Source organism: Pseudomonas edaphica (assembly GCF_005863185.1).
Classification (GTDB): domain Bacteria; phylum Pseudomonadota; class Gammaproteobacteria; order Pseudomonadales; family Pseudomonadaceae; genus Aquipseudomonas; species Aquipseudomonas edaphica.
The window spans coordinates 1-24,119 of the sequence record NZ_VBVZ01000016.1 but is presented as its reverse complement, the minus strand read 5'-3'; the positions used below and the strand labels follow the sequence as shown (position 1 = coordinate 24,119).

Here is a 24,119-nt window from a genome sequence, read left to right as displayed (position 1 = left end):
GTTCTATTTGGCGGCTTTTTTGTTTGCGCTGGCGTTCTACCCTATCTTCGGGCTGGTCCCCAGCTATATCGGACAAATCGTTCCGGTCAACCGGCTGACGCAGGCATTTGGCATTGCCAATGTGCTGATTGGCCTGGGTGGCGTGTGCGGTAACTTTCTGGGCGGGCTGTCCAAAGACCTGACAGGGTCGTTCGCGACAGTCTATTGGGTGGTTTCGCTGCTTCTGTTATTGCAATGCGTGATGGTGTTCATGTTGGGCAAACAGCCTGTTTCGCTGACGGAGGGAGAACGGTCATGAGCTATTTTGCACAGGGCCCACAACAGAATTTGCATGAATTTGCGTTCAGCCACGCGCGTGCCGAACAGTCACTTATGACGCAAATACCTAGGGTCATTTGGATGACTGGCCTTTCTGCCTCCGGGAAATCGACCATTGCCGATGCGCTGGATATTGCCTTAAGGGCCCAAGGCCGGTTTACCTGCATCATTGACGGCGATTCGGTACGCAGTGGGCTTTGTCGTGACTTGGGGTTTACCGACAGTGATCGGGATGAAAACATTCGGCGGGTCGCTGAGGTGGCGGGTTTGATGGTGGAGGCGGGACTTATCGTCATTGTCGCGCTGATCTCGCCGTCATCGGCCAGTCGGCATTACGCGCGCTCGATTATTGGCAACGACCATTTTGTAGAAGTCCACGTGGATGCCCCACTGGCAACTGTCGAACAGCGGGACCCTAAAGGTTTGTATAAAAAGGCGCGATCCGGGCTGCTCAAGAACTTTACGGGTATTGATTCGAACTACGACACTCCGCTGTTTCCTGAAGTGCATCTGCAGACCCACGTGTTTTCGGTTGAACAATCGGTCGGGATCATTCTTGATTGGATGGCGCGTGCGCAGGCCCCTGCTTAGCCATTGGTCTTCCAGCTACGGGGTGGCGACTTCGACTCCAAGAAACGAGGTATTCTCTGCCAAGGCAGAGCGTGCAGGTTTTTCGGGAGTTGGAATGACACATTTCACGGGCACTGCAAAATCAATCCGGCTGATCGGCGGCGCCCGGGTATTGGATTTTATCAATACCACTAATGGGCGCAGGCCGTATTCCACACTTAAGGTGACGGAAGAGCGGCTCACCAGTTTTAAGTTCTTCATTGAGTGGGCATTACACGCCTCTTTGCTCTCTGAGCAAGAGTACGATGCATACTCGCCTATGGTGTTTGACTCGCCTATATCCTTCCAGCCAGACCTGGACGCTGTTATTGCATTCAGAGAGCGTCTGTACGGCGTCTTCCACAACCTGTCATTACGCCAGAACGTCACCGATGAGGCATTACAGCAGATCAATCTGCACTACCAACAAGGCGCGGTGTGGCGAGTATTGCGCTCCATTGACGGGATGCCCGCATGGGGTTGGCGCACCTGCGCATCTGCGCAGGAGTTGACGTCGATGCTGATCGCACGGCTGGCAACAGACGCGACGCAACTGCTGGTATCGAGTGAACTTCGTGCGTTGAGGTGCTGCAGTTGCGCGGATTGCGATTGGATATTTCTCGACCTCTCCAAAAGTAAACAACGCAAATGGTGCCAGATGAGTGTGTGTGGCAGTCGAGAGAAGCTGAGCCGACTCAAACAGGTGGCCGGTCATCTTTAGTTGCAACGCAGTAAGGCGAGCGATGGGAAGCAATTGCTCCGCTTAATAGGAAGCATTACTATTCACGCCCCGCCTCCCAGTGCTCACGCGATGATTCCTCAGCCGCCCCGCAGAACAGGCTTTTTCGAGCATTACGAAGAGTTGATCGGTACCTGGACACGCCGCCTGAGAAACCGTCAGCAGGCTGAAGACCTGGCTCACGACACCTTCGTGCGCGTGCTTGAGTCGCGTTCGAGCGACGTTGAGCAACCGCGCGCCTATCTGCATCAAACGGCGCGCAACATTGCGGTGGACGCTTACCGTCGCGAAGACCGGCGTGAGGCGCTGGCATTGGACGCCTTTGATCAGCGTTCGCCCCACAACGGTGACCCGGAGCATGTCATGCACGCGATCCAATTGGCGGACTCCATCGAGCGGGCCTTGGCCGAGTTGCCGCTTAACTGTCGCAAGATATTTATCTGGCAGAAAATCGAGGGCCTCACCCAGCAAGAAATCGCCGTACGCCTGGGCCTGTCTAAAAACATGGTGGAAAAGTATATGATCCGCACCTTGCGGCATCTGCGCGACCGCCTGGACGCGATGGCCCCATGAACTCTGCCCGTTTTGAAACAGGATCTTCCACGATGGATAGCCGTGCTCGCGACGAAGCCGCGCAATGGTTTGTACGCCTGCAAGACGCCGAGTTGAGCCCCGAAGAACAACAGAGTTTTGATGCGTGGTGTGCCGAGCAGCCTGAGCATCAATACGAATTTGAAGTGCTGCAAGGCCTGTGGAGCGCCGCCGACCTTGTGCCCACGGCGCGCTTGCAAGCGCTGTGCGAGGCCCCGGTCGAACGCCCCAAACGTCGCGCTATTGTGCGTTACGCCGTGGCTGCCAGTGTGGTGGCCATCGCCTTGGGGCTTGGCCTGTTCATCGGGCTTGATCATCCCAAACCCTACAGTGCCGAGTTCAGCACGCGCTTGGGCGAGCATCGCCAAGTGGCATTGCCCGACGGTTCGGTGATGGACCTGAATAGCCGCAGCGTGGTGGCGGTGCACTATGAAAAGGGTCGGCGCGGCGTAGAAATCAAACAGGGCGAAGCCATGTTCAGCGTCGAGCACGACACCCGCCGCCCGTTTATCGTGGCCGCCGGGGCAGGGCAGGTGACGGTCACCGGCACGCGTTTTGATGTTCGCCGTGATGACGACCAGACCCGTGTGGTGGTCGAGGCCGGCACGGTCAAGGTGCAGGGGCGTGCGTCGGATCAAGTCGTGATGCTCACGGCAGGGCTGGGCACGCATGTCGATTCTACCGGGCAAGTCGTTACGCCGTATGCCGTGAATGCTGATGAGCTGACAGCCTGGCGCACGGGCAAGTTGGTGTTTAACAACGCCACCCTCGGCGAAGTCGCGCGGGAAGTATCGCGCTATCGCGAGCAGCCGTTGCGGGTCAACACGGCGGCGGTGAGCAACCTGCGGCTGACCAGCGTGTTCAAATCCAGCGACACCGACGCCTTGCTCAAAGCGCTGCCACATATCCTGCCAGTGGCGGTACGAGCCTTGCCGGACGGCAGTCAGGAAATTATTTCACGCTGATATTCAGGTTTTTTTCGAGTTCTTCGTCTTCTTCTGCAACTGCAACTGGTTTGCATTAACAGTCGCACACTCTTGCGATCACAGGACTAGGTTCGACGTGAAAAAACTTGTCGTGAACAACAATAAAGTCTCCCGTTGGGCGCCCCTGGCGCTGGCGCTTGCGGTCAGTTCCGCCCTGCCTGCGGCCTCTGCGGCCGACGGCATCCATATTCGCTCGCAGCCGCTGGGCGCTGCGCTGAGTCAACTGGGCCAGCAGACTTCCCTGCAAGTGTTCTTCAGCCCTGACATGGTCGCGGGCAAGCATGCGCCTGCAGTGGACGGCAACCTGTCTCCCGAGCAGGCTCTGCGCCAATTGCTCCAGGGCAGCGGCCTGGATTACCAGATCGATGCCGGTTCCGTGACCCTTCGCCCACTGCGCAGCGGCACGGGGGAAGCTGGCTCGCCGGTGGAACTGGGCGTCACTGACATCAAAGTGGTCGGCGACTGGCTGGGCGATGCCAATGCCGAAGTGGTGCAGAACCATCCGGGCGCACGTACTGTGATCCGCCGTGAAGCCATGGTGGAGCAGGGGGCGATGAATGTCAGTGACGTGCTGCGCCGCGTCCCTGGCGTGCAGGTGCAAGAGGCCAACGGCACGGGTGGCAGCGATATTTCCCTCAACGTCGGCGTGCGTGGCCTGACCTCGCGCCTGTCGCCGCGCTCCACCGTATTGATCGACGGTGTGCCGGCGGCGTTCGCTCCGTATGGTCAGCCGCAACTGTCGATGGCGCCGATTTCTGCCGGTAACCTGGACAGTATCGACGTGGTGCGCGGCGCAGGTTCTGTCCGTTATGGGCCGCAGAACGTCGGCGGCGTGATCAACTTCGTGACCCGCGCGATTCCTGAGCAAGCCTCGGGCGAAGTCGGCACCACCCTGGAAACCTCTGCCCACGGCGGCTGGAAACACGTCGACAATGCTTTTGTCGGCGGTACTGCCGATAACGGCATGGGCGTGGCGTTGCTGTATACCGGGGTAAATGGCAACGGCTACCGCAACAGCAACAACTCCAACGACATCGACGACGTGATCCTCAAGACCCACTGGGCGCCGACCGATCAAGACGATTTCTCGCTGAACCTTCACTATTACAATGCCAACGCCGATATGCCCGGCGGCCTGACCCAGAAGCAATTTGACGCCAACCCGTATCAGTCGATGCGCGATTGGGACAATTTCAGCGGCCGTCGCAAGGATGTGTCCTTCAAGTACCTCCGCCAGATCGACGACCGTACCCAGGCCGAAGTGCTGACCTATTACATCGACAGCTTCCGTGGCAGCAACATTGCCAACCGCGACCTCAAGACCATCAGTTCCTACCCGCGCAGCTACTACACCTTCGGCATCGAGCCGCGGATCTCCCATGTGTTCGACGTGGGCCCGAGCACCCAGGAAGTCAGCGTTGGTTATCGCTACCTCAAAGAAGGCATGCATGAACAGGCCAGCAGCCTCAATCTGGTCAACAACGTCCCGACGCCGGGCGGGCAAAATGACGGGCATGTTTACCAGGATCGCACTGGCGGCACCGTCGCCAATGCGTTCTACATCGACAACAAAATCGATATCGGCAAGTGGACCGTCACGCCGGGCATCCGCTTTGAACACATTGAAACCAACTGGCATGACCGCCCGGTGGTTGCCTTGAACGGTGTGCGCACCGTGGAAAAGAATCGCAAAATCAATAGTAACGAGCCGTTGCCGGCGTTGAGCGTGATGTACCACATTTCCGATGCCTGGAAAGTCTTCGCCAACTACGAAACCTCATTCGGCAGCCTGCAGTACGCGCAGATCGGGCAGGGCGGTCGCGTCAACCAGGCGGCCGACGGCCTGAACCCGGAAAAAGCCAAGACCTACGAGATTGGCACACGCTACAACGACAGTGTCTGGGGCGGCGAAGTGACGCTGTTCTACATCGACTTCTCGGATGAGCTGCAATATGTGAGCAACGACGTGGGTTGGACCAACCTCGGCGCCACCAGGCACCAGGGTATCGAAACCTCGGCCCACTACGACCTGTCGAACCTGGACCCACGCCTCGACGGCCTGACTGCCAACGCGGGCTTCACCTACACCAAGGCGACTGCCGAGGGTGATGTGCCGTTCAAGGGCCGCGACCTGCCGCTCTACTCCCGTGAAGTGCTGACGGCGGGCCTGCGCTACGACATCAATCACTGGACCCATAACCTGGACGTCTATGCCCAATCCGGTCAACGTGCGCCGGGTACTGGCACCACCTACATCACCCAGGGCACCGCCGATGGGCAGTACGGCGATATCCCCGGCTATGTCTCGGTCAACGTGCGCAGCGGGTATGACTTCGGCGCGCAACTGTCGAACCTGAAACTGGGTGTGGGCGTGAAGAACGTCTTTGACCAACAGCACTACACGCGATCCAGTGACAACAACGCCGGGTTGTACCTCGGTCAGCCGCGTACGTTCTTCGTGCAGGCGAGCGTCGGCTTCTGACCGACCGTTTGTAAGAAAAATCGCAGCTCAAGGGCTGCGATTTTTTTTGACTTGTTTTTTAAGGTGCTCACCAAGCTGCCCGGGCCCGGGCAGGAACTGTTTCCGCGCGTTTGCCACACAGGTTGTAACCAGCGACGTTGATCGTACTGGTCGTTTTCAGACGCTGAACCAGGGGCCAGACATGACTTCACCTTCGTTTCAATCCTGCCAGACCGATGGCCGGTGCACCTTTGATGGCTGGCATGAAGTTGCTTGCTCGACATCGTCAAGTAAGGAAGACACCTGCGCAGCCTTGTCGACGGTATACGCCACCGAAACGCTGCGAATGAAAGCATTTGTGGGTCAAAAAAAATTCCAGGCGCCCGTCGCAGATGATTTTGCCCGCGGGCTGCATGCGTCAGGGCCTGCCGACAACGCTAACGCTCACTGCTTGAGGCGCCCCATTTTTCGCTGGGCTGCGCTGATCAATGGCCTCTGCTCCCGGTGGCGTGGGCAAACACCTGGGTGATCCAGTGTTACATGCTGTTATTGGGATGCTCCTGCTGGCCGGAACTATCGCGTGGCGCTAACCACATATCGGTTGCTTGCTGCCCAGAGGGCGAATCGATGATTCGGGCCACTCTGGTACTGACTTTCAGGCAAGCATGGATCTGCAAAAGGCGAGAGATGAAGCATGAAGATTGAGGGTGCAATACTGCGCGCGCAGCCAATCGGCCTGGGCGGGCCAGAGGTAGGTCGGGTTTCATCGTCCCGCGTTTTTCATTCGCCCGGCGATGAGTCATTCGCAACGCGGGAGTTGCCGTCGCAGCGACCCATGTTGTGGCGTGGAGGCTTGTCTTCGCTGCGCCAGCAGGCGCTGCAAAATGCACCCACGGCTCGCGCCAACACCACACCGCCAGGTCCGAGTTCCACAGATCGCCAATTGGCGGGCGAGCTGGAGAAACACTTTGGCGAGCTGCACGGTTTTTTAAAAGAAGGCCGCTTGACGCAGGCGTCGTTGCGCCAGATCGCAGCTCAAACCTTGAGTGGAGAGTAAGGTGCGCGACCGTATGATCCTGCTGGTCAGGGAAATTCTCAACCGCCCGCTGCTGAACGACGCGATCATCGACGGCGCGGGATACATCACCCGCGACAGCCTGAGCGCAGCCGCTGCAGCGTTGCTGGGTAACAGCTCCCCTGGAGCCTTCAGCCAGGACCCTTTTCATGATCAGGGCAACGCCGAGGTCGTAATGGCTTTGCAAGGCTATTTCAAACAGTTGCGGGACATACCCAAAGACCGCACGGTATTTTTTGAAGCGCTTGAATACGTGGAAATAACCCAGCTCAAAATCGTGATGAGTGATCCTGACGACCTCGATTCGCAGGGCCGCCCCCTGTTGGAGCCCGCTACTGGGCTACCGAGGAAAAAGTACAGTGAACACTGCGTCTACACCGCCAAAAATATCATTGAGCGCCCAGGCCTGCTGCGTTCGCTGGAGCGTGCCAACAACATGCGTTTGCTGGGGCGTCCCAGGCATGAGGGTTGGCTTTGTAACAAAAGCCTGGAACGCTGGCTGGAACAATACGAAGCGCACAAAGCCAGATAGCCCATGGCCTTGTGCGGTGAGCTTGTTACACCTTGAGAATTTTACCGCTGATGGCCACCCCGGCCAGCAGCAGCGCAATCAGCACAAAGGCCGTGCTCAGGCTACTGCCGTGGGCGATAAACCCGATAACTGCAGGCCCGGCGAGAATACCGGCATACCCCAGCGTGGTGATGGCCGGCACGGCGATATGTTCCGGCATGACCGTTTGTTTACCGACGGCGGTGTACAGCACCGGTACGATATTCGAGCAGCCGGCGCCCACCAAGGCATACCCCAACAGCGCCGTTTCCCAGGCCGGCAATAATGTCGCGAGCAACATGCCGGCAGTGGCCAGCGCGCCGCCAATGACGATCACGCGGGTGGCGCCCAGGCGGCGGACAATCGAATCACCGGTCAGGCGCCCTGCGGTCATGGTCAAGGCAAACGCCGCGTACCCCAAGCCTGCGTAAGCTTCATCCAGACCGCGTTCTGCATTGAGAAACACCGCGCTCCAATCCAGCACGGCGCCTTCGGCCAGGAACACGATGAAACACAGGCAGCCGATAAACAACACCACACCGTGCGGCACGGCAAACGCCGGGCCTGAGCTTTCGCTGCCGTAGGGCAGTAGATGAGGCCCGGCCTTGAACAATGCAAGCGCCATGATGACGATCACCACCAGGGTCGCCTGCAACGGCGACAAGCCCAGCCCCAGCAGCCCGGCAACCCCTGCTGCGCCGACGATGCCGCCAAGGCTGAACAACCCGTGGAAGCCCGACATCATGGTTTTGCCGCTGGCACGCTCAACGATGACCGCCTGCAGGTTGACCGTCGAATCCACAGTGCCCAGGCCCCCACCGAACAGGAACAGCCCGGCGATCAGCAAGGGGATTGAACTGACCGTGGCGAGCATCGGCAGTGCCAGGCAGATCATGATTGTGCCGGCGGTCAGCACCCGGCGGCAGCCGAAGCGTGAAGCCAGGGCGCCAGCCATCGGCATGGCGATGATCGATCCGACGCCCAGGCACAACAGCAACAGGCCCAGCGTGCCTTCATTGAGGTTTGCCCGTGCCTTGGCGTAGGGCACCAGCGGCGCCCAGGCCGCGATACCGAAGCCGGCGATGAAAAAGGCAATGCGCGTCGACATTTGTTCCAGCCGTCCGGGAACCACGGGCGCTGGGGTGGGGATGGCAGTCATGAAAAATCCTTGGTTTTGCGTTCAACGAACGATGTCCGGCGCGACATCCTTGCACATCAGGCCCTGTCGAGCGAGCCGGGTTCCCTTGAAGAGAGGGGCTGACACGCAGGTGCAGGTTTATTGTTACAGCAGCGGAACGTCATGGACGGTGGCGACCACACAGAGGCTATCGGATTGTTGGGCGGTGGTCTGGAAGGTGCGTAATCTGCGTGAAAACGGATGAACCCCAGGTTTTTGCGTTGGATTACCACCTTCCAGTCCACTTCCCACTGCGCCGGTTTTCTGTAATACGCTGCTACCAAGTGTGTAGGCAATCGGAGAAATTTTCCGGTGAGTTTTCTTGGGAAGGTGTCTCGATGACTCTGTTCTATGACGCGCGGGGCAATATTTACGGTGTGGCCAGCCCCGACTACCTACGCAGCAGGGGCATTGCCGTGCCTGAATGTGCCGACCGCGCTGCCAGCACTCGAAAAGAGTGGGCAGCATTGGCTATCGCGTCGGAGTGTGAATGGGGCACGTTACCGCGTGCGGCCACTCCCAAGGCACACCGCTGCGATGGTTTGCTGGTCGGGCCGTTCCAGTCTGCGCCGCCGTTTGACGTGTTGATCGTCAATACTGATGGCACGCTCGCCGAACGCAGTGGTAACGGGTTGACGATTTTTTCCCAGGCGCTGACGGATCAAGGTTTGATGACGCAAGGGTGTGAGTTGCAGGTGCATCACGACAAGCAGGATTCAGTCTCTGTGCTGGTGACCTATTCACAACCGGCGATCTTTGAACAGGTTGCAGGCTTCTGGCTGGCCTTGGGCCGGCCGAGTTTCGGGCCAGCAGCGGTGGCCGCTACCGGTACTGGCGCAGCAACATTGGGGCAATGTGAATTCAGCCATGTGGCTGCACTGGCGGCGATTGACCCGCAATGGGCCGTCAGCCAGTTCGTCCGTGTGGGCAATCCTCATTGTGTGACGCTCGTCGAGCACGCACAGGCCTTGCCGGACAATCAGTCGATGCAACAGCCCGCACTGTTTGAGTCGTTACGGGCCATTGCCTTTGCACCGCCAGGTGGGCGCGGCCAACCTTGTTTGACGGGGATCAATCTGCAATGGGCCGCACATGCTTCGGGCAATCGGGTCATCGCGCGGGTATTTGAGCGAGGAGAAGGACCCACCGCGTCCTCGGGTACCAGCGCGAGCGCAGTTGCCTGCGCGGCATGGCGCGCGGGTTGGGTTGACGCCGGCGAGGTGGCTGTGGTCATGCCAGGTGGCACAGTGCCGGTGCGTTTACAGTGCCAGGCCGAAACGCTGCTGAGCGTCAGTCTGTTCGGGACTGCATGCGTGCAAGCCTGAAGGCGCAGAAGTGGCTGATATCTTGAATGCGTGTCAGCCGTTTCTTTATCGGTTAGTTGTGTGGTTAAAGTTGGCGTAAGAAGTTTCTTGTTGTTGAATGCTACTAAATTCTGCGAATTTATTATTTTGTAAAAGACACGTCCTACCACGTTGTGCGAAACGTCTTTTTTATTTTTAAAGGGTCAAATTCCGCCTGAAATCGCTAAGATTTATTGGGTTCAGGCGCTTTTTCCCGGCAGTTCAATCAATGCCCGATGGGGGGAGGCCTTTCAGTCAAATAATTGATGATGGGTAACTTAGGGATGGTTGAAACATCTGCCGCGCCACGTTTCAAGTTGATACTTCCAGAAATAAACAATGACTTCCAGGTGCTCGCTTTCAAAGGCCGAGAAGGCCTTGATCAGCCTTACTTCATTACAGTGCACTTAGTCAGCGAAAACCCCTCTCTGGATCTGGAGGCGCTGCTTCACCAGCCGGCTTATCTGGACTTTGGCGAATCCGGTGCGGGGCTGCATGGGCGCATCTACGCTATCGGCCGTGAGGGGCCCGGCGTTCGGCTCACTCGCTATCGTCTCACCCTGGCACCACGCCTGGCGTGTCTTGCCCATCGACACAACCAGCGGATCTTCCAGCAACGCAGTGTGCCGCAGATTATTGCGGCGGTCCTTGAGCACCACGGCATTCTGGCGGACGCCTATGCCTTCGAACTGGGCCCTGTGGCCTACCCATCCCGTCCGTTCTGCGTTCAGTACGCGGAAACCGACCTGCACTTTATCCAGCGGTTGTGCGAGGAGGAGGGTATTCACTACCACTTTCGCCATGGCCCGAATAATCACGTGCTGGTGTTCGGTGATGACCAGACGGTGTTTCGGCGTCTGGCTGCACAGCGATTTTGCGCGACGCACGAGCTGGCAGCCAAAACGAGAGCTATCCGGCAGTTCGACGTGCGCCTGGAGACCCGTACCCAGCTGACGGTGCGCCGTGATCATGACTTCGAGCATCCTTCGCTGCGCCTGGAAGACAAGGCCGGGCCTGCATTGACGCAGCGCCTTGAGGATTACCATTACCCTGGTGGTTTCAGCGACCATGCGCGAGGTCGACAATTGGCGCAAAGGGGCTCGGAGCGGCATCTGCGTGACCGCCATCGTGCCGTGGGCAAAAGTGATCAACCGGCGCTGGGCAGCGGCCATTTTCTTGAGCTGTGTGACCACCCGGATCCCACCTGCAACGATTTGTGGTTGCTCACGTCGGTGCATCACGAAGGCTATCAACCGCAGGTGCTGGAGGAAGCAGCACCCGTGGCGGGCACATTCCACGGCTACCGAAACCGGTTTACCGCAACACCCTGGCGCGCCGTGCATCGGCCCCCCATCAGACACCCGAAACCTACCCTCCACGGCAGCCAAACCGCCATCGTGACGGGGCCAGCAGACGAGGAGGTGCACTGCGACGCCTACGGTCGAGTAAAGGTACGTTTTCATTGGGACCGCCTGGACCCCACCGATGACAAAAGCAGTTGTTGGGTACGGGTAGCATCCGGTTGGGCGGGCGATGGCTTCGGCGCCATGCTGATTCCGCGGGTGGGCATGGAGGTGCTGGTGACCTTTCTGGAAGGCGACCCGGACCAGCCGTTGATCAACGGCTGCCTGCCCAATGCGCTGCACAGGCCGGCTTACCCTTTGCCGCAACACAAGACACGCAGCGTGTTGCGCAGCCGCAGTGTTCCGGGGGGGACGGGTGCCAACGAACTGCACCTTGAGGATCGCCACGGCGAGGAACTCATCTTCCTGCGCGCCCAACGGGACCTGGAACAGCAGGTCGGCCATGACAGTCGTCTTGAGGTGGCGGGAGAGCGGCGTGAAATCATCCGCGGGTTAAGCACGGTTCATTTGGAAAGTGGCGAGCAGCGACACATCACCGGAGACCGCACTGCCATGCTTGGCACGAACGATCGGCTGGATGTGCAGGGAGACAGCCAGACGCATATCGGTCAGTCCATGGTTATCCAGGCCGGGCAGCAGATCGTCCTCAAGGCCGGCGCCAGCCTGATCATCGATGCGGGCGCACAATTGAGCCTCAAGGCTGGAGGCGAGCACCTGATTATCCAGGCGGGCGGCATTTTCAGCAGCCGGCCTGTCACCGTTGGCGGCTTGCCGCCCCTCACTCGGTCCGCGAACCCATTATCGGCCATGGATGCGCCGAACCTCTCGACGGCCCAAGGCACCCTTCTGGACGAGGCCCGGCAGTTGGGCGCGGACTTCTGCCCAGTGTGCGAGGCGTGTCGTGAAGGCCAGTGCACCCTCATGCGGAGGGCTGCCTGATGCCAAACGAGCCAGGCCACTGGATGGCCGAACAGCATCAGGCGGGGCGCCGACTGTGCTTGATCCTTGATGGTCACCACGGCGCACGTCAACAGCTGTTGGCGGTGCGTAACCTGTCGCAGTATTGCAGCCTGTACGCTGAGACCGCCCTGGTCGAGTTGGCAGCGGCAGGCCCGTTGATTCTGTTGGTGGAGCAGGCGGACGAGCCTGCGCTGGTTGATCTGCTGCAACACCCCGAGACGAACTGGGGCTGGCTGGGCAGCCTGCCCGGTGATGATCTGGCTGGCGTGGTTCGGCATTGGCGCGAACGTCTGCTGGTAGGGCGCCAGGGAAGCCAGGCCGTGTATCGCTTTCACGATAACCGTACCTTGGCACGTGCTTTGACCCATTTACAGGGCGAGCACTGGCCAGTGTTTCTCGGCCCACTGATGAGTGTGTGCTATTGGCACCAAGGCTGTTGGTGTCGGGGTGAAAACCCAATGCCCGGGGAGTATCCCGTGCCTGTGGCTGTGCCCTGGCTGAACACCCCCAACCCTCAGGCCGAAGTGATTCTGCACGCCAATATCCTGCGTTATCTGCTGACTGAACACAGCGAAAAACTCGCCGGCTTGGTCGAGTTTCAGAACCCCAGAATCTGGCTGGCGCAGGTTCTGGAGCAGGCCCGTGCCTGGCAATGGCGAGCCCCCCAGCAGCTCGAGTTTCTGGTGGTGCGTCGGTTGGAGGAGGCGACGCAAGGCAGCACGATTCGGTGGCAGCCGATAGAGGGCGAGGCGCCGTCGGAACATTTTGAGCGGGTGTTACGGGAGTGGCAAAAGCATGAATAGGTGGACGCGCAGCGTTTTGATAACGCTCGGTGCAGGATGGCTCTCGGGTTGTGCGCTGGCACCGCCGGCTAAGCGTTTTACCCTGGAGGTGGATTTACCCGCACAGTTTCGATTCATCGGTGCCGCTAACTACCGTCCCGCCAGATATGAACTCTGCACCTTGCCGCAGCGTCGAGGCAAAAGGCCGGAACGCAAGATCTTTATTGCCGATTACAAACCCGTGGCCGAACGAGTGAGCTATGAGTTCCCGCTGACTGAAACCATTGAGGGGTGCCCTACGGTGTTGCGTAGCGTGGAGTTCACTCTTTATGCGAAGTGGGGTGAACTCGACACTGATGTCGGTGGCAGTTTCGCGGCAATTTCTTTCGCAGATCCTATCGAGTCTGAACGCGTAGCAGCGATGCCCGAGTCGGGTGTGCAGGAGTTTTTTGGACAATGCATGTGGTTTTTTCGGACGGCCGGCCCCGAGCATGCGATCAGAAAATTGTTGGAATGTAACGCGTTGGACACGAAGGGGAAAAGGCAAGAAACGCGCCCGGGTGGCGTGGCGCAGAGAGAGCTGCTCCCAGGGAAAAAAGTAAGGCTGACGTTGAGCGTTACAGACGAGGAGGCTCCCGCTTTTCAGGACACCTGGCTAGCTGTACCGGGGGGGTGGAGACGGTGCCGGGGTAAAAGCTTTGAAGATCTGTCCGGATACTGTGGCAGTAACACCACGGACTTTAAACCTATAACGATGCCGGATGGACGTGTTTGCGATGTTTACCCAACGTGCAATTAACAAGGAGATGATTCATGAGCCAGGCAGCATGGAAGCAACCTTTTTTCAGCAGCAAGATGCCTGCTTGCCCGTTGAAAGGGCATTGGGCAAGCGTTTGCCTGGTGGATGAAACGGGCAGCGGGAAGGCTTATGGTGGGCTGGTCTACACAATCCAGGACACTACAGGGCGCCGGTACAACGGAAGGTTGAATGGAGAGGGATACGCCAAGGTGGAAGGGTTTTATTGCGGTCCTGTCATTCTTTCTTTGGATGCGCAGTATTCAGGCGACGAAGAGCCATATTCCAAATTGATAAAGCGCAAGACTTACCCGTTACCTATCACCGAACTTCAAGCCCGCGCCGAACACACCCGATTTTCAGCGGCTGATGGCCAACGTATCGAGGGTAACCCTGCACAACGCCAGGCAGACCGGTTTTATCAGGTTGAGGTGCGCGACCTGGTTCGACATATTGCCCACCTGCCGCCGTTTGCCTCCGGAACCTATCACCCTCCAAGGCATGCATTGAAAATGATGGCTGAGCTGGGGTTTGGTCCGCCGCAGCCCGCATTGTCAGGCGTCGTGCTGTTCCCCAACCTGCACACGGTGTTGGAGGTACGGCCTTTGCGGGCCCTGCGCCCGATGTTGTCGACCGATGATCAGTTTTGTGCGTTGAACCTGTATCAATTGGCGTTGATGTCCACATTGAGTTACTGCGATTTTGGCCAGCAACCTCCAAAACCTCCGGTGGAACACGTCAGTTTTCCCCTGGATCCCAGCGCAGGCAATCTGTTCGCGGAAAAACTCTCGGGGTTTCAAGAAGCCTGGAAGGTCGATCGTGATCAGGCTCAGCGCTTCTACCCGCTGTATGAAGAGGTTCCATACTCCCAGCGGTTTGAGATTTTGCCCTTCGATCCTGAGTTGTATCCACAGAATCGTCCGCAGCTTGGTGAGAAACAGGAGCATCCCGCCAGCCTGCACTTTTTTGATGATGAAGCGTTTGGTACGGATACCCAGGCCTTTATCAGTCATCACAACGAAGTAATTCTGATCGCTGTTCGAGGCACCGCCAGTGGTGCCGATGCACTACGCGACGCGAATGCCCACCAAGTGCCATTTACCGAAGGTGTTGGCAAAGCCCATGAGGGCTTTTATCAGGCATATCGAGCGATGCGCGATTTTGTTCTGTACTACCTTGATCAATTCCACAGCGGCCAGCGCATTGTGATTTGTGGCCACAGCCTTGGCGGCGCCATCGCGTTGCTCCTGGCAGAGGGGTTACGCCGAGTTACACGCGTGAAGTACAACATCCTCCTCTACACCTACGGCGCTCCCCGCGCCGCAGACTCCGAGTTTACCGACGGCGCCTCAGCCCTTATCCATCACCGCATCGTCAACCACAACGACCCGGTTCCCAGTGTCCCTGCCACGTGGATGAACACCACCGCCAAACTCTGGGTGCCGGGCGCCGTCACGCTTTTTGCCGCGCCCGGTGCGGGTGGCCTGCTGTTCGCCGCTGGCCTTGTGCGCGTCGGCGGCAATCCTTACCAGCATCACGGCGAACAACAGCACTTCATGCCCATTAAGCTGCCGGACGGCACGCACTCCTCAGTGTTATGGACGCCCGGTTGTGAGTCCATCCTTGAGGCGGGATGCAACCGTATACTGCAACTGCATGGCGATATGCCCGAGCGTGCCAACCTGTTGAAACAACTGTTCCAGGCCAGCCAGCATTTCATGACCGCCAGCTACATTCCAGCCGCGTGGGCCACTCTGCGCCGCTGGCAGCAAACCGTGGAGTGCCAGGGGCCTTTGATCACCGCCAGAGAGTTCGAGTTGATAGACCTGGCGCTCGACACCATGACCCAACAATTGCGCGACAAGAACCGCGAGCTCGAGCGTCGTCGCCCACCGAACCAACGCGATTATGGGCATGCGCATTACCAGGCACTGAACGCTGAAGTCGACCGCTTGCGCAGCAGTCGGCGCCGATTGGAGTCGTTACGCTGGCGCCGTCTGGACGTGCGTGACGTGTATGGCAGCCACGCCGATTCCACCGGCTTGCAGCCCAGCGTGAAACGCTGGTTGCGCCACCGTGAAAACCGCGAGTTGGCGCAAATCGCCAGTATTCCTGCGCCACTTCAGGACGGCGCCGGCCGGGTGCAGCCACTGGATATTGATTCAATCGTCTGACCCCGGGGCTTACAAAAACTCCACCTGTGCCGGTCTGCGTTGCATCAGCACCTTGCCATTGCGGATCGAATACAACGGCAGGCCTTGGCTGCGGATCACCTCGTAGTCACTGTCTGCCGAAAGCACCAGCAGGTTGGCCGGGCGACCGGCTTCCAGGCCGTAACGGTCACCCAGGGCCATGGCCTTGGCGCTGTTGTCGGTGACCAGGTCCAGGGCGCTTTGCAGGTTGCGGTAGCCCAGCATATGGCAGATGTGCAGACCGGCTTCCAGCACGCGCAGGATGTTGCCGTTGCCCAGCGGGTACCATGGGTCGACGATGGAGTCCTGGCCGAAGCAGACGTTCATGCCGGCCTCGAGCAGTTCATTGACGCGGGTGACGCCTCGGCGTTTCGGGAAACTGTCGAAGCGGCCCTGCAGGTGAATGCTTTCGGTAGGGCATGAAACGAAGCTGATGCCCGAGTGGCCCAGCAGGCGAAACAGTTTGGCGCAGTAGGCATTGTCGTAGGAACCCATCGCCGTGGTGTGGCTGGCGGTGACGCGCTCGCCCATGCCGCGGCTGCGGGCTTCTTCGGCGAGTACTTCGAGAAAGCGCGAGTGCGGGTCATCGGTTTCGTCGCAGTGCACGTCCACCAGGCAGCCGGTGCGTTCGGCCAGGTCCATCAGGAACTTCACCGAGCTAACCCCTTGGTCGCGGGTGTATTCAAAGTGCGGGATGCCTCCGACCACATCAGCGCCCAGCCGAATGGCTTCCTGCATCAGCTCGCGGCCGTTGCGGTAAGACTCGATGCCTTCCTGCGGGAAGGCGACGATTTGCAGGTCGATCAGGTGCGTGCTTTCTTCACGCACCTCCAACATGGCTTTGAGCGCGGTGAGGTCAGGGTCGGTGACATCAACGTGGGTGCGCACATGCTGGATGCCATGGGCGGCCAGGGCCTGGATGGTTTTCTTGGCGCGAGCCTTGGTGTCTTCCTGGGTGATGGTGGCTTTGCGTTCGCCCCAGCACTCAATGCCCTCGAACAGGGTACCGCTCATGTTCCAGCGTGGCTCGCCAGCGGTCAGCGTCGCATCCAGGTGGATATGGGGTTCCACGAACGGAGGTATGACCAGGTTGCCAGCGGCGTCGAGATCGTCAGCTGTTAATGTCGGCGCCACGGTTTGTGCAGTAATGCGGGCGATCCGGCCGTGTTCCAGGTGCAGATCATGCAGGCCTTCACGGTTGCGCAGGCGGGCATTGATGATATGCATGGGCAAGTTCCTCTTGGCTTTGGATAATCAGGCAGTCAGCCGCCAGGTCATCAGGGTTATCAGCCACAAGGTTACCATCCTCATGGCAACAGTCGGGTTCATGCCTGTACGTCAGCCAAAGGTGCGCGCACGCGCAGGGCCGCGGTGAGTGCGATGTAGGCCAGGGACGCGGCCACAATCCCCACCAGCGGCGCCACCCACGGTGAGTGAAACGCCAGCACGGTGCCCACGGCATACGCCGCCAGCCCTGGCCAATTGAACGCCGGCAGGCGTACATCGGCCAGACGCGGGTACTGGCCGCGATAGCGGTAGAAGAAGTCCGCCATGATGACCCCGCCAATCGGCGGGATCACGGTGCCCAACAGAATCAGATAAGGCACCAGCAAGTCGTACATGCCAAGCAGTGCCAGCAGGGTGCCGATCACCGCGCCGGCCAGGGTTACGGTTTTGCGCCGCCGGGTACGCAGCAGATTGCAGCCGGCCACGGCGAAATTGTAGATGGTGTTGTCCTGCGTGCTCCAGATGTTGAGCAGCAACATGACCATCGCCGCCATGGCGAAACCTTGCAGCAACAGTACTTCGACCACATCGGGTTGCTGATAGACGATGGCGCCATAGGCACCGATCAACACCATCAAGCCATTGCCGATAAAAAAGCCGATCAGGCTGGCCAGCACCGCGACCTTGGCCGAACGAGAAAAACGCGTCCAGTTGGTCGCCTGGGTGGCGCCGCTGACAAAAGTGCCGAATACCAGCGTGATGGCGGTGGACAAGTCCAGCTCCGCCGTCGGCACCACTGCCAGCAAGCCTTCCAGGCCGCCGACTTTGACGGTGGCGACCCACATCGACAGCAACAGCAGGATGCCCATGGCCGGCACCGCGATATAGGACAGAATCTCCAGCCCGCGATAGCCGATATACGCGGTGGCGCAGAACAGCAGGCCAAACAGCACCATCAGTGCCAGCACCGTGCCTTGGTTCAATTCGAAATATTTGCCCAGCACCACGGCCGCGGTGGCGGTGCCCCAGGCGTACCAGCCGATCTGGGTGAAGCCGAGGATCAAGTCGCTGAGTTTGCTGCCCACCTCGCCAAAGCAGAAGCGCCCCATCAGGACCGAATTCAAGCCGCTCTTGAAGGCGATGTAGCCCAGGCCTGCGGCGTAAATACCCAGCAACAGGTTACCCAGGGCCACGACGCCGAGCATGTCGGTAAAACTGAACGCCACGCCCAGCTTGCCGCCGGCGAACATGGTCGCGGTGAAGAAGGTGAAGCCCAGCAACACCATGGCGGTGGACGCAAGGCCCTTGCGCGCATGCATCGGCACTTCGCTGAGGGGGTAATCGTTACCCGGTTCTTGCTGCGTCATGGCCTTGCTCCCTGGATGACTGACGCAGCGCTGTTGCACTGCGCGTGCCAAACCGGCAGCGCGGCGTATTTGTCGCCAGGCAGCTGTGTCGAGCGCGCCCAAGCAGGCACGAAAGCAGTGCAGCGGTGAGACAAAATGGATCAGTCGAACAGCGTCTGGGTGGTCTCGCCACGATGAAACGCAAACGCCGCTTCAAGGTCGCTTTCGATGGTGCGCCCACGGGACAGGGGCGGCAGGTCGTCGAGGGTAAAAAAGCCCACTTCAGTGGTTTCAAAGCCCGCCATCGGCGCCCGTTGGTCGACCCGCTCGCACAGGAAATACAGCTTGTAGAAGTCCCGCACATCCGGGCGATACAAGCCCTTGGCCTTGTGCGTGACGCTGTACAGCGCGCGTGCCGTGACGCTCAGCCCGGCTTCCTCACGGATCTCCTTGACGATGTTTTCCGCCGCCGACAGGCCGATATCGGCGTACCCACCGGGCAGGGCCCAGCAGCCGTCGGTCAATTCGCGCACCAGCAGTATCCGGTCGCCCTCGATCACCGCGCCGCGTACGTCAATCATCGGGGTTGAATAACGCTTGGCAAAATCCGGCACCAGCCCGGTGATGCGCGCAAGCGGCACATCCGCCAGTTGCGCGAGCATGCTGTGGGCAATCTCGGCAATTTCCTCAAGGCGCTCACGCTCAAAGTCGTCAGTGCAAAAATGCAGCCCCGTGGACGCCAGTGCCTGCAAGCGTTTGGCCTGGGCCAGCCAGAGGTTTTCCATGGGGTGCTCCTATAGATGTTTGATCATAAATACGCGGCGCAGGCCGTGTTCCTCGGCGCGATGGGTTTGCACATAGCCACGGCGACTGTACAGCGCGAGGTTCTCGGTCATCACCTCATTGGTGTACAGGCGGATGGCACTGTAGCCGGCATCAAGTGCCTGCTGTTCGGCAAAATCCATCAGTTGTCGGCCGAAACCAAGGCCCTGGGCTTGTGGGGTGACGGCGAGGTTATCCAACAGCAACGCCGTGTCGGTGTGCCTCAGGATAACAAAGCCTTGAACTTGCCCGGCGTGGTCCAGCACATGCACGCCCCCGTCTTCGACCAACTGCGGGTAGTCCTCCAGCATTGGCCCGGGCTTGCGGCCGATGCGCTCAATGTAGGGCGCATAGGCAGCCTGGACGATGGCCTCGATAGCGGTACTATCATTGGTAGTGGCGGGGCGTATCAATTCAGCGTGCTCCTGTCATAAAGGCTCAGTCCACTGGCGCTTCGAAGATCGCTTCGATGGGCCGTTCGAACACCTTGGCGATCTTGAACGCCAGCGGCAAGCTCGGGTCGTAGCGGCCGGTCTCGATGGCGTTGATGGTCTGGCGCGACACGCCCAGGCGCTGCGCCAGATCGGCCTGGGACCAACCCAGTTCTGCGCGTAACTGGCGCAGCTGATTATTCATTGATAGCGCCTTGTGCCAATGATTATGGCCCCACACCAGACGCCGCCCATGATCGGCCAGACCATGAAGGCCGACAGGCGCGGCAGGCTTGCGGTTTCCAGGAAACCGTCGCTGAAGTTTAAGCAAAGGATGCTTTACGTTGGGTGTGCAGGTTTTTCATGTCAAGCACGCTTTACAATTGCAGGGGCCAGGCATAAAAAAACCACCCGCAGGTGGTTTTAAACACTCAAGCGCTTACTCGCCGCGATAGATGCAACCGCTGGTGCAGGTCTCGTGGATGCGAATCGCGCTGAGTTCCGGCAACAGGGGCTTGAGTTCGGTCCAGATCCACTTGGCCAGCACTTCGCTGGTCGGATTCTCCAGGCCAGGGATGTCATTGAGGTAGTTATGGTCGAGGCGCTCGTAGAGCGGCTTGAAAATCGCCTTGATTTCCGAGAAATCGCGGATCCAGCCGGTATGGGGATCCAGGTCGCCGCTCAGGTGGATAGCCACCTTGAACGAATGCCCGTGCAGGCGCCCGCATTTGTGGCCTTCCGGTACATGGGGCAGGCGGTGGGCGGACTCGAAGGTAAACTCTTTGAAGATTTCCACAGTATTTTCAGCTCGGTCAGGTATCTGGCAGGCGGCGAGTTTAACAGTTTGATCCTCTGCCGCGCATACCGCTGGGTTACAGCGCTTGCAGCCGCTCGCCCAGCCCACCATTGTCCGCCAGTTGCAGGAACTCATCCCCCAGCCGTCGGCTTTCGCTCATCGCGGTTTGCCAGTATTTGTTGCGGCTAGAGTCATCGCCCATAAAGCGCTTGAAGTCGCTGCGGTCCGGCAATTTCCCATGGGGCAGACGGGCCAGGTAGTCTTTGGAGGGCGCCAGTAGCAGCACATCCTGCAAGCCTTGTGGATTACTGCGTCGCCACGGCAGGCCCTTGTCGAACCAGCCGGGGATCACCCGGTCGGTGAAATGCGGGTACAGCACAATGTCGTCGCCGTGATAGGGCAGGTCGAGGTGATAGTCCAGCAGGCCACCGTCGCGGTAAGTGCCCGTGCCTGCGCCGGGCAGGTCGCGCACGCCTTGCATCACCATGGGGATGGAACCGGAGGCCAGCAGCGCCTGGCGCAGGTTGCCCAGCTGCAGGTCGAGGAAGCGCGAGGGAAAGTCCGTCAGCGCATGCACCGGTGGCGCCTGGCGCGGGTCGTGGATGATCAACCGCTCAAAATGCCGCGACAGCCGCGCACGGCCACGCAGGTTGTCGGCAATCACCGACGACAGGCCCAGCCCCAGTCGCCCACGGTGGTCATCGGCGAGCAGGCCGTGGCTCTTGACCACCATGATATTCAGGCGGTAGTCGGGGTTGTCCAGCACCCGCGCATCGCGGCCGGCCAACAGGTCGTCGAGCATGCGCTGGCAGCTGTGGCTGACTTCGGCCATGGTCACGCCCTTGGCAAAGCGTTGTTCGTTGTACAAGCGGCCGAGGTCCAGCAAGCCTTGCACCGGGTCGGGCAGGCACGCACTGGCAAACCGCCAGGAGCCGATCGACGCGCCGATCAGTGCACGCTCACGCGGCGCGCGTGGCAGCCAATCGCCGAACAGCGCCAGGTCCAGGCCTTGAATGCCCAACGCCTTGGGGCCACCGGCCGCACCGGGTAGGATACCGACATCCGCCGGCGCAAGGCCTTGCTCGCGAATGCGTGTGAAAGCGCGTTTGCCGGCCTTGAGGGTCAGCGCGGGAAACTTGATGTGGATGGCAGTCATACAGGTCTCGGTTGCAGCGAACAGGCAATATAAGAGAATTCTTGCAGCGATGGGTAAGGTTGCCGATTGAAAATTGCCATGGTGGCAATTCAGTTTCAGTTAAGTTGTCACGGGTACCGTGGTGGCCCATGTCCCGCATCGGGCCGCCCTCAAGGAACATCAGGATACGTAATGAAGGTAAATCTACGCGCGGGCAGTCAGGTGGCGCTGGTATTGCTACTGAGCAGCGCCAGCCTGTCGGCCCATGACCTTGGTCAGGATGAAGCCCTGCGATTGCGTCAGGAGGGCGTCATCGCGCCGCTGGAACAGTTGCTGGGGCCGGCGCTGGAGCGCTACCCGGGTGCCAAGCTGCTGGACGCCGAGCTTGAGGAGCACAAGGATCGCTCGGTGCGCTATATCTACGAAATCGAACTGTTGACCGTCGAAGGCGTGGTGCGCGAAATCGAGCTCGACGCCAGTACCGGTAAGCTGCTCAAAGATAAGGAAGACGACTGATGCGCCTGCTTCTGGTGGAAGACAACGTACCGCTGGCTGATGAACTGTTGGCCGGTCTGCAGCGCCAGGGCTACGCGGTCGACTGGCTGGCCGATGGGCGCGACGCCGCGTATCAAGGCCGCAGCGAACCCTATGACCTGATCATCCTCGACCTCGGCTTGCCGGGCCTGCCGGGCCTGGAGGTGCTCGCGCAATGGCGCGCCGCGGCCTTGGCCACGCCCGTGCTGGTGCTGACCGCGCGCGATTCCTGGGCCGAACGTATCGAAGGGCTAAAGGCCGGCGCCGACGATTACCTGAGCAAACCCTTTCACCCCGAAGAGCTCTACCTGCGCATCCAGGCGCTTCTGCGCCGTTCCCACGGCCAGGCCAACCAGCCGACGCTGCAAGCCGCCGGCCTGCACCTGGATGAAGGGCGCCAGTGTGTGCTGCGCGATGGCGACGAGATCCAGCTGACCGCCGCCGAATTCCGCCTGCTGCGCTACTTCATGCTGCACCCGGAGCAGATTCTGTCGAAAAGCCATCTGGCCGAACATTTGTATGACGGCGAAACCGAGCGCGACTCCAATGTGCTGGAAGTGCACGTCAACCACCTGCGTCGCAAACTGGGGCGCAGTGTGATTGAAACCCGGCGTGGCCAGGGTTACCGGTTTGGCGCCGCCCCGGCATGAGGTCGATTCAACGGCGTTTGAGCCTGGGTCTGATCAGCGTCATGGTGGTGGTGGGCGTGGTGCTGGCGCAAACCAGTTTGTGGTTGTTCGAGGCCGGTTTGCAGCGCTACCTGGAAGCCGGGCTGCGCAACGACAGCGAGAACCTGCTGGCAGCACTGGTGCGTGGGCCGGAGGGTGTTCATTTGGATGAGCAGCGTCTGTCACCGGCCTATCAGCGACCGTTTTCCGGGCATTATTTCCGCATTGATTTTGCCGACGTTCACTGGCGCTCCCGCTCGCTGTGGGACCAGGAACTGCCGCGCCTGACCGAGCCGGGGCTCAAGGGCAACCTGCAACTGGGGCCGGAACGCCAGCAACTGCTGGTGTTGCGTTCGGACTACAAGCGTTTCGGCCAGTCAATTTCCATCAGCGTGGCCCAGGACTACACGCCCGTGCGCGAAAGCTTTCGCCTGATGCGCCAGATCGGCCTGATCATCGGCTTGGCGGCGCTGTTACTGGTGCTGATCCTGCAACGGGTCACCGTGCGCCGCGCCTTGCGCCCGCTGGAGACGGCACGCAACCAGATTGCCCAACTGCAACAGGGCCGGCGCTCGCAACTTGATACCCAAGTGCCGCTGGAACTGGAGCCGTTGGTGGCGCAGATCAACCATCTGCTGGCCCATACCGAAGACAGCCTCAAGCGCTCACGCAATGCTTTGGGCAACCTCGGCCATGCGCTGAAAACCCCATTGGCGGTGCTACTGAGTGCAGCCTCCAGTGAAGCGCTCAAGGACCACCCCGAAATCGGCAAGCTGCTGCGCGAGCAGCTTGACCAGGTGCAACAACGCCTCAACCGCGAACTTAACCGCGCCCGCCTGGCCGGTGAAACCCTGCCCGGCGCGCTGTTTGACTGTGAAAAAGAACTGCCCGGCCTGCTGGCCACCTTAAGCATGATCCACGGTGAACACCTGGACTTGAGCTACCACGTCGACCCCGGCCTGCAATTGCCCTGGGACCGCGAAGACCTGCTGGAACTGCTCGGCAACCTGCTGGATAACGCCTGCAAATGGGCGGATGCCGACGTGCGCTTGACGGTCAGCGAAACCCCGCGCAGCTTTCTGCTGGCAGTCGAAGACGACGGCCCCGGCATCCCGCCGGCTCAGCGTGAGCAAGTGCTCAGCCGGGGCGCGCGTCTGGATGAGCAGATTGACGGCCATGGCCTGGGGCTGGGGATCGTGCGGGATATTGTCGAGGTG

At 59.9% G+C, this 24,119-nt stretch carries 23 protein-coding genes and 1 pseudogene; 16 read left to right on the top strand and 8 right to left on the bottom strand.

The window, feature by feature from the left end; all coding sequences use genetic code 11:
* From FEM54_RS02210 to FEM54_RS02170, 8 genes and pseudogenes are all read left to right on the top strand, one after another.
* Positions 1–298: pseudogene (locus FEM54_RS02210) on the top strand (MFS transporter); the annotation flags it as partial.
* On the top strand, positions 295–909 hold the full coding sequence (gene cysC, locus FEM54_RS02205; RefSeq protein ID WP_099550080.1) for an adenylyl-sulfate kinase: 615 nt from the start codon (positions 295–297) through the stop codon (positions 907–909). The pseudogene FEM54_RS02210 and the gene cysC, both read left to right, overlap by 4 nt.
* A 94-nt stretch (positions 910–1,003) precedes the next feature.
* A complete protein-coding gene (locus FEM54_RS02200; RefSeq protein WP_017135311.1) occupies positions 1,004–1,648 on the top strand; it encodes a CGNR zinc finger domain-containing protein in 645 nt (214 codons plus the stop codon).
* A gap of 90 nt (positions 1,649–1,738) precedes the next feature.
* Complete coding sequence (locus tag FEM54_RS02195) at positions 1,739–2,239, top strand: sigma-70 family RNA polymerase sigma factor (protein ID WP_017135310.1); 501 nt, start codon at positions 1,739–1,741, stop codon at positions 2,237–2,239.
* A gap of 32 nt (positions 2,240–2,271) precedes the next feature.
* Positions 2,272–3,222, top strand: a complete 951-nt coding sequence (locus FEM54_RS02190; protein ID WP_138449301.1) for a FecR family protein — start codon at positions 2,272–2,274, stop codon at positions 3,220–3,222.
* 97 nt (positions 3,223–3,319) lie between these two features.
* Complete coding sequence (locus FEM54_RS02185) at positions 3,320–5,725, top strand: TonB-dependent siderophore receptor (protein ID WP_099550077.1); 2,406 nt, start codon at positions 3,320–3,322, stop codon at positions 5,723–5,725.
* Between the two features lie 814 nt (positions 5,726–6,539).
* Positions 6,540–6,761: a hypothetical protein gene (locus FEM54_RS02175; RefSeq protein WP_138449300.1), complete on the top strand. Its 222-nt coding sequence runs from the start codon at positions 6,540–6,542 to the stop codon at positions 6,759–6,761.
* Positions 6,762–6,774: 13 nt separating this feature from the next.
* Positions 6,775–7,311, top strand: a complete 537-nt coding sequence (locus FEM54_RS02170; RefSeq protein ID WP_178110951.1) for a type III secretion effector protein — start codon at positions 6,775–6,777, stop codon at positions 7,309–7,311.
* 25 nt (positions 7,312–7,336) lie between these two features.
* Here FEM54_RS02170 and FEM54_RS02165 read toward each other — a convergent pair whose 3' ends face one another.
* Positions 7,337–8,488, bottom strand: coding sequence for an MFS transporter (locus FEM54_RS02165; RefSeq protein WP_017135306.1), 1,152 nt, complete (start codon positions 8,486–8,488; stop codon positions 7,337–7,339).
* A 356-nt stretch (positions 8,489–8,844) separates the two neighbouring features.
* On the opposite strand from FEM54_RS02165, the gene FEM54_RS02160 reads away from it, so the two are divergent.
* From FEM54_RS02160 to FEM54_RS02140, 5 genes are all read left to right on the top strand, one after another.
* Entirely contained in the window at positions 8,845–9,831 is a 987-nt protein-coding gene (locus FEM54_RS02160; RefSeq protein WP_138449305.1) for a diaminopimelate epimerase, read from the top strand.
* A gap of 302 nt (positions 9,832–10,133) precedes the next feature.
* Complete coding sequence (gene tssI / locus FEM54_RS02155; protein ID WP_138449298.1) at positions 10,134–12,152, top strand: type VI secretion system tip protein TssI/VgrG; 2,019 nt, start codon at positions 10,134–10,136, stop codon at positions 12,150–12,152.
* On the top strand, positions 12,152–12,976 hold the full coding sequence (locus tag FEM54_RS02150) for a DUF4123 domain-containing protein (RefSeq protein WP_138449297.1): 825 nt from the start codon (positions 12,152–12,154) through the stop codon (positions 12,974–12,976). The genes tssI and FEM54_RS02150 overlap by 1 nt, the downstream gene beginning before the upstream one ends.
* A complete protein-coding gene (locus FEM54_RS02145; protein WP_138449295.1) occupies positions 12,969–13,754 on the top strand; it encodes a hypothetical protein in 786 nt (261 codons plus the stop codon). The genes FEM54_RS02150 and FEM54_RS02145 overlap by 8 nt, the downstream gene beginning before the upstream one ends.
* Before the next feature lie 14 nt (positions 13,755–13,768).
* The gene (locus FEM54_RS02140; protein WP_138449293.1) at positions 13,769–15,925 is read left to right on the top strand and encodes a lipase family protein; all 2,157 of its coding nucleotides are present in this window, start codon (positions 13,769–13,771) and stop codon (positions 15,923–15,925) included.
* 9 nt (positions 15,926–15,934) lie between these two features.
* Here the strand turns inward: FEM54_RS02140 and codA are convergent, their stop codons facing one another.
* The 7 genes from codA to FEM54_RS02105 all read right to left on the bottom strand — a co-directional run bounded on the left by codA (position 15,935) and on the right by FEM54_RS02105 (position 21,721).
* Complete coding sequence (codA, locus tag FEM54_RS02135; protein WP_017135300.1) at positions 15,935–17,170, bottom strand: cytosine deaminase; 1,236 nt, start codon at positions 17,168–17,170, stop codon at positions 15,935–15,937.
* Positions 17,171–17,268: 98 nt separating this feature from the next.
* Positions 17,269–18,537, bottom strand: a complete 1,269-nt coding sequence (gene codB, locus FEM54_RS02130) for a cytosine permease (RefSeq protein WP_099550068.1) — start codon at positions 18,535–18,537, stop codon at positions 17,269–17,271.
* Positions 18,538–18,677: 140 nt separating this feature from the next.
* Complete coding sequence (locus tag FEM54_RS02125) at positions 18,678–19,301, bottom strand: NUDIX hydrolase (RefSeq protein ID WP_017135298.1); 624 nt, start codon at positions 19,299–19,301, stop codon at positions 18,678–18,680.
* 9 nt (positions 19,302–19,310) lie between these two features.
* On the bottom strand, positions 19,311–19,751 hold the full coding sequence (locus FEM54_RS02120; protein ID WP_138449291.1) for a GNAT family N-acetyltransferase: 441 nt from the start codon (positions 19,749–19,751) through the stop codon (positions 19,311–19,313).
* A gap of 25 nt (positions 19,752–19,776) precedes the next feature.
* Positions 19,777–19,974: a helix-turn-helix transcriptional regulator gene (locus FEM54_RS02115; protein ID WP_017135296.1), complete on the bottom strand. Its 198-nt coding sequence runs from the start codon at positions 19,972–19,974 to the stop codon at positions 19,777–19,779.
* A gap of 234 nt (positions 19,975–20,208) precedes the next feature.
* The gene (gene queD, locus FEM54_RS02110) at positions 20,209–20,565 is read right to left on the bottom strand and encodes a 6-carboxytetrahydropterin synthase QueD (protein WP_003237990.1); all 357 of its coding nucleotides are present in this window, start codon (positions 20,563–20,565) and stop codon (positions 20,209–20,211) included.
* Positions 20,566–20,641: 76 nt separating this feature from the next.
* Complete coding sequence (locus tag FEM54_RS02105; RefSeq protein ID WP_138449289.1) at positions 20,642–21,721, bottom strand: patatin-like phospholipase domain-containing protein; 1,080 nt, start codon at positions 21,719–21,721, stop codon at positions 20,642–20,644.
* 171 nt (positions 21,722–21,892) lie between these two features.
* Here FEM54_RS02105 and FEM54_RS02100 point away from each other — a divergent pair, with 171 nt between their 5' ends.
* From FEM54_RS02100 to FEM54_RS02090, 3 genes are all read left to right on the top strand, one after another.
* Complete coding sequence (locus tag FEM54_RS02100) at positions 21,893–22,216, top strand: PepSY domain-containing protein (RefSeq protein ID WP_017135294.1); 324 nt, start codon at positions 21,893–21,895, stop codon at positions 22,214–22,216.
* On the top strand, positions 22,216–22,884 hold the full coding sequence (locus FEM54_RS02095; RefSeq protein ID WP_017135293.1) for a response regulator transcription factor: 669 nt from the start codon (positions 22,216–22,218) through the stop codon (positions 22,882–22,884). The genes FEM54_RS02100 and FEM54_RS02095 overlap by 1 nt, the downstream gene beginning before the upstream one ends.
* Positions 22,881–24,119, top strand: a 1,239-nt coding sequence (locus tag FEM54_RS02090; RefSeq protein WP_138449287.1) for an ATP-binding protein, incomplete at its 3' end; no start/stop codon positions are given. The genes FEM54_RS02095 and FEM54_RS02090, both read left to right, overlap by 4 nt.

Coding starts and splice junctions, on each gene's coding strand:
- FEM54_RS02190 (WP_138449301.1), top strand. CDS start 2,272: ATGGATAGCCGTGCTCGCGACGAAGCCGCGCAATGGTTTGTACGCCTG.
- FEM54_RS02175 (WP_138449300.1), top strand. CDS start 6,540: ATGTTGTGGCGTGGAGGCTTGTCTTCGCTGCGCCAGCAGGCGCTGCAA.
- codB (WP_099550068.1), bottom strand. CDS start 18,537: ATGACGCAGCAAGAACCGGGTAACGATTACCCCCTCAGCGAAGTGCCG.
- FEM54_RS02115 (WP_017135296.1), bottom strand. CDS start 19,974: ATGAATAATCAGCTGCGCCAGTTACGCGCAGAACTGGGTTGGTCCCAG.
- FEM54_RS02160 (WP_138449305.1), top strand. CDS start 8,845: ATGACTCTGTTCTATGACGCGCGGGGCAATATTTACGGTGTGGCCAGC.
- FEM54_RS02100 (WP_017135294.1), top strand. CDS start 21,893: ATGAAGGTAAATCTACGCGCGGGCAGTCAGGTGGCGCTGGTATTGCTA.
- codA (WP_017135300.1), bottom strand. CDS start 17,170: ATGCATATCATCAATGCCCGCCTGCGCAACCGTGAAGGCCTGCATGAT.
- tssI (WP_138449298.1), top strand. CDS start 10,134: ATGGTTGAAACATCTGCCGCGCCACGTTTCAAGTTGATACTTCCAGAA.
- FEM54_RS02170 (WP_178110951.1), top strand. CDS start 6,775: ATGATCCTGCTGGTCAGGGAAATTCTCAACCGCCCGCTGCTGAACGAC.
- FEM54_RS02165 (WP_017135306.1), bottom strand. CDS start 8,488: ATGACTGCCATCCCCACCCCAGCGCCCGTGGTTCCCGGACGGCTGGAA.
- FEM54_RS02195 (WP_017135310.1), top strand. CDS start 1,739: ATGATTCCTCAGCCGCCCCGCAGAACAGGCTTTTTCGAGCATTACGAA.
- FEM54_RS02150 (WP_138449297.1), top strand. CDS start 12,152: ATGCCAAACGAGCCAGGCCACTGGATGGCCGAACAGCATCAGGCGGGG.
- cysC (WP_099550080.1), top strand. CDS start 295: ATGAGCTATTTTGCACAGGGCCCACAACAGAATTTGCATGAATTTGCG.
- FEM54_RS02200 (WP_017135311.1), top strand. CDS start 1,004: ATGACACATTTCACGGGCACTGCAAAATCAATCCGGCTGATCGGCGGC.
- FEM54_RS02145 (WP_138449295.1), top strand. CDS start 12,969: ATGAATAGGTGGACGCGCAGCGTTTTGATAACGCTCGGTGCAGGATGG.
- FEM54_RS02095 (WP_017135293.1), top strand. CDS start 22,216: ATGCGCCTGCTTCTGGTGGAAGACAACGTACCGCTGGCTGATGAACTG.
- FEM54_RS02105 (WP_138449289.1), bottom strand. CDS start 21,721: ATGACTGCCATCCACATCAAGTTTCCCGCGCTGACCCTCAAGGCCGGC.
- FEM54_RS02125 (WP_017135298.1), bottom strand. CDS start 19,301: ATGGAAAACCTCTGGCTGGCCCAGGCCAAACGCTTGCAGGCACTGGCG.
- FEM54_RS02140 (WP_138449293.1), top strand. CDS start 13,769: ATGAGCCAGGCAGCATGGAAGCAACCTTTTTTCAGCAGCAAGATGCCT.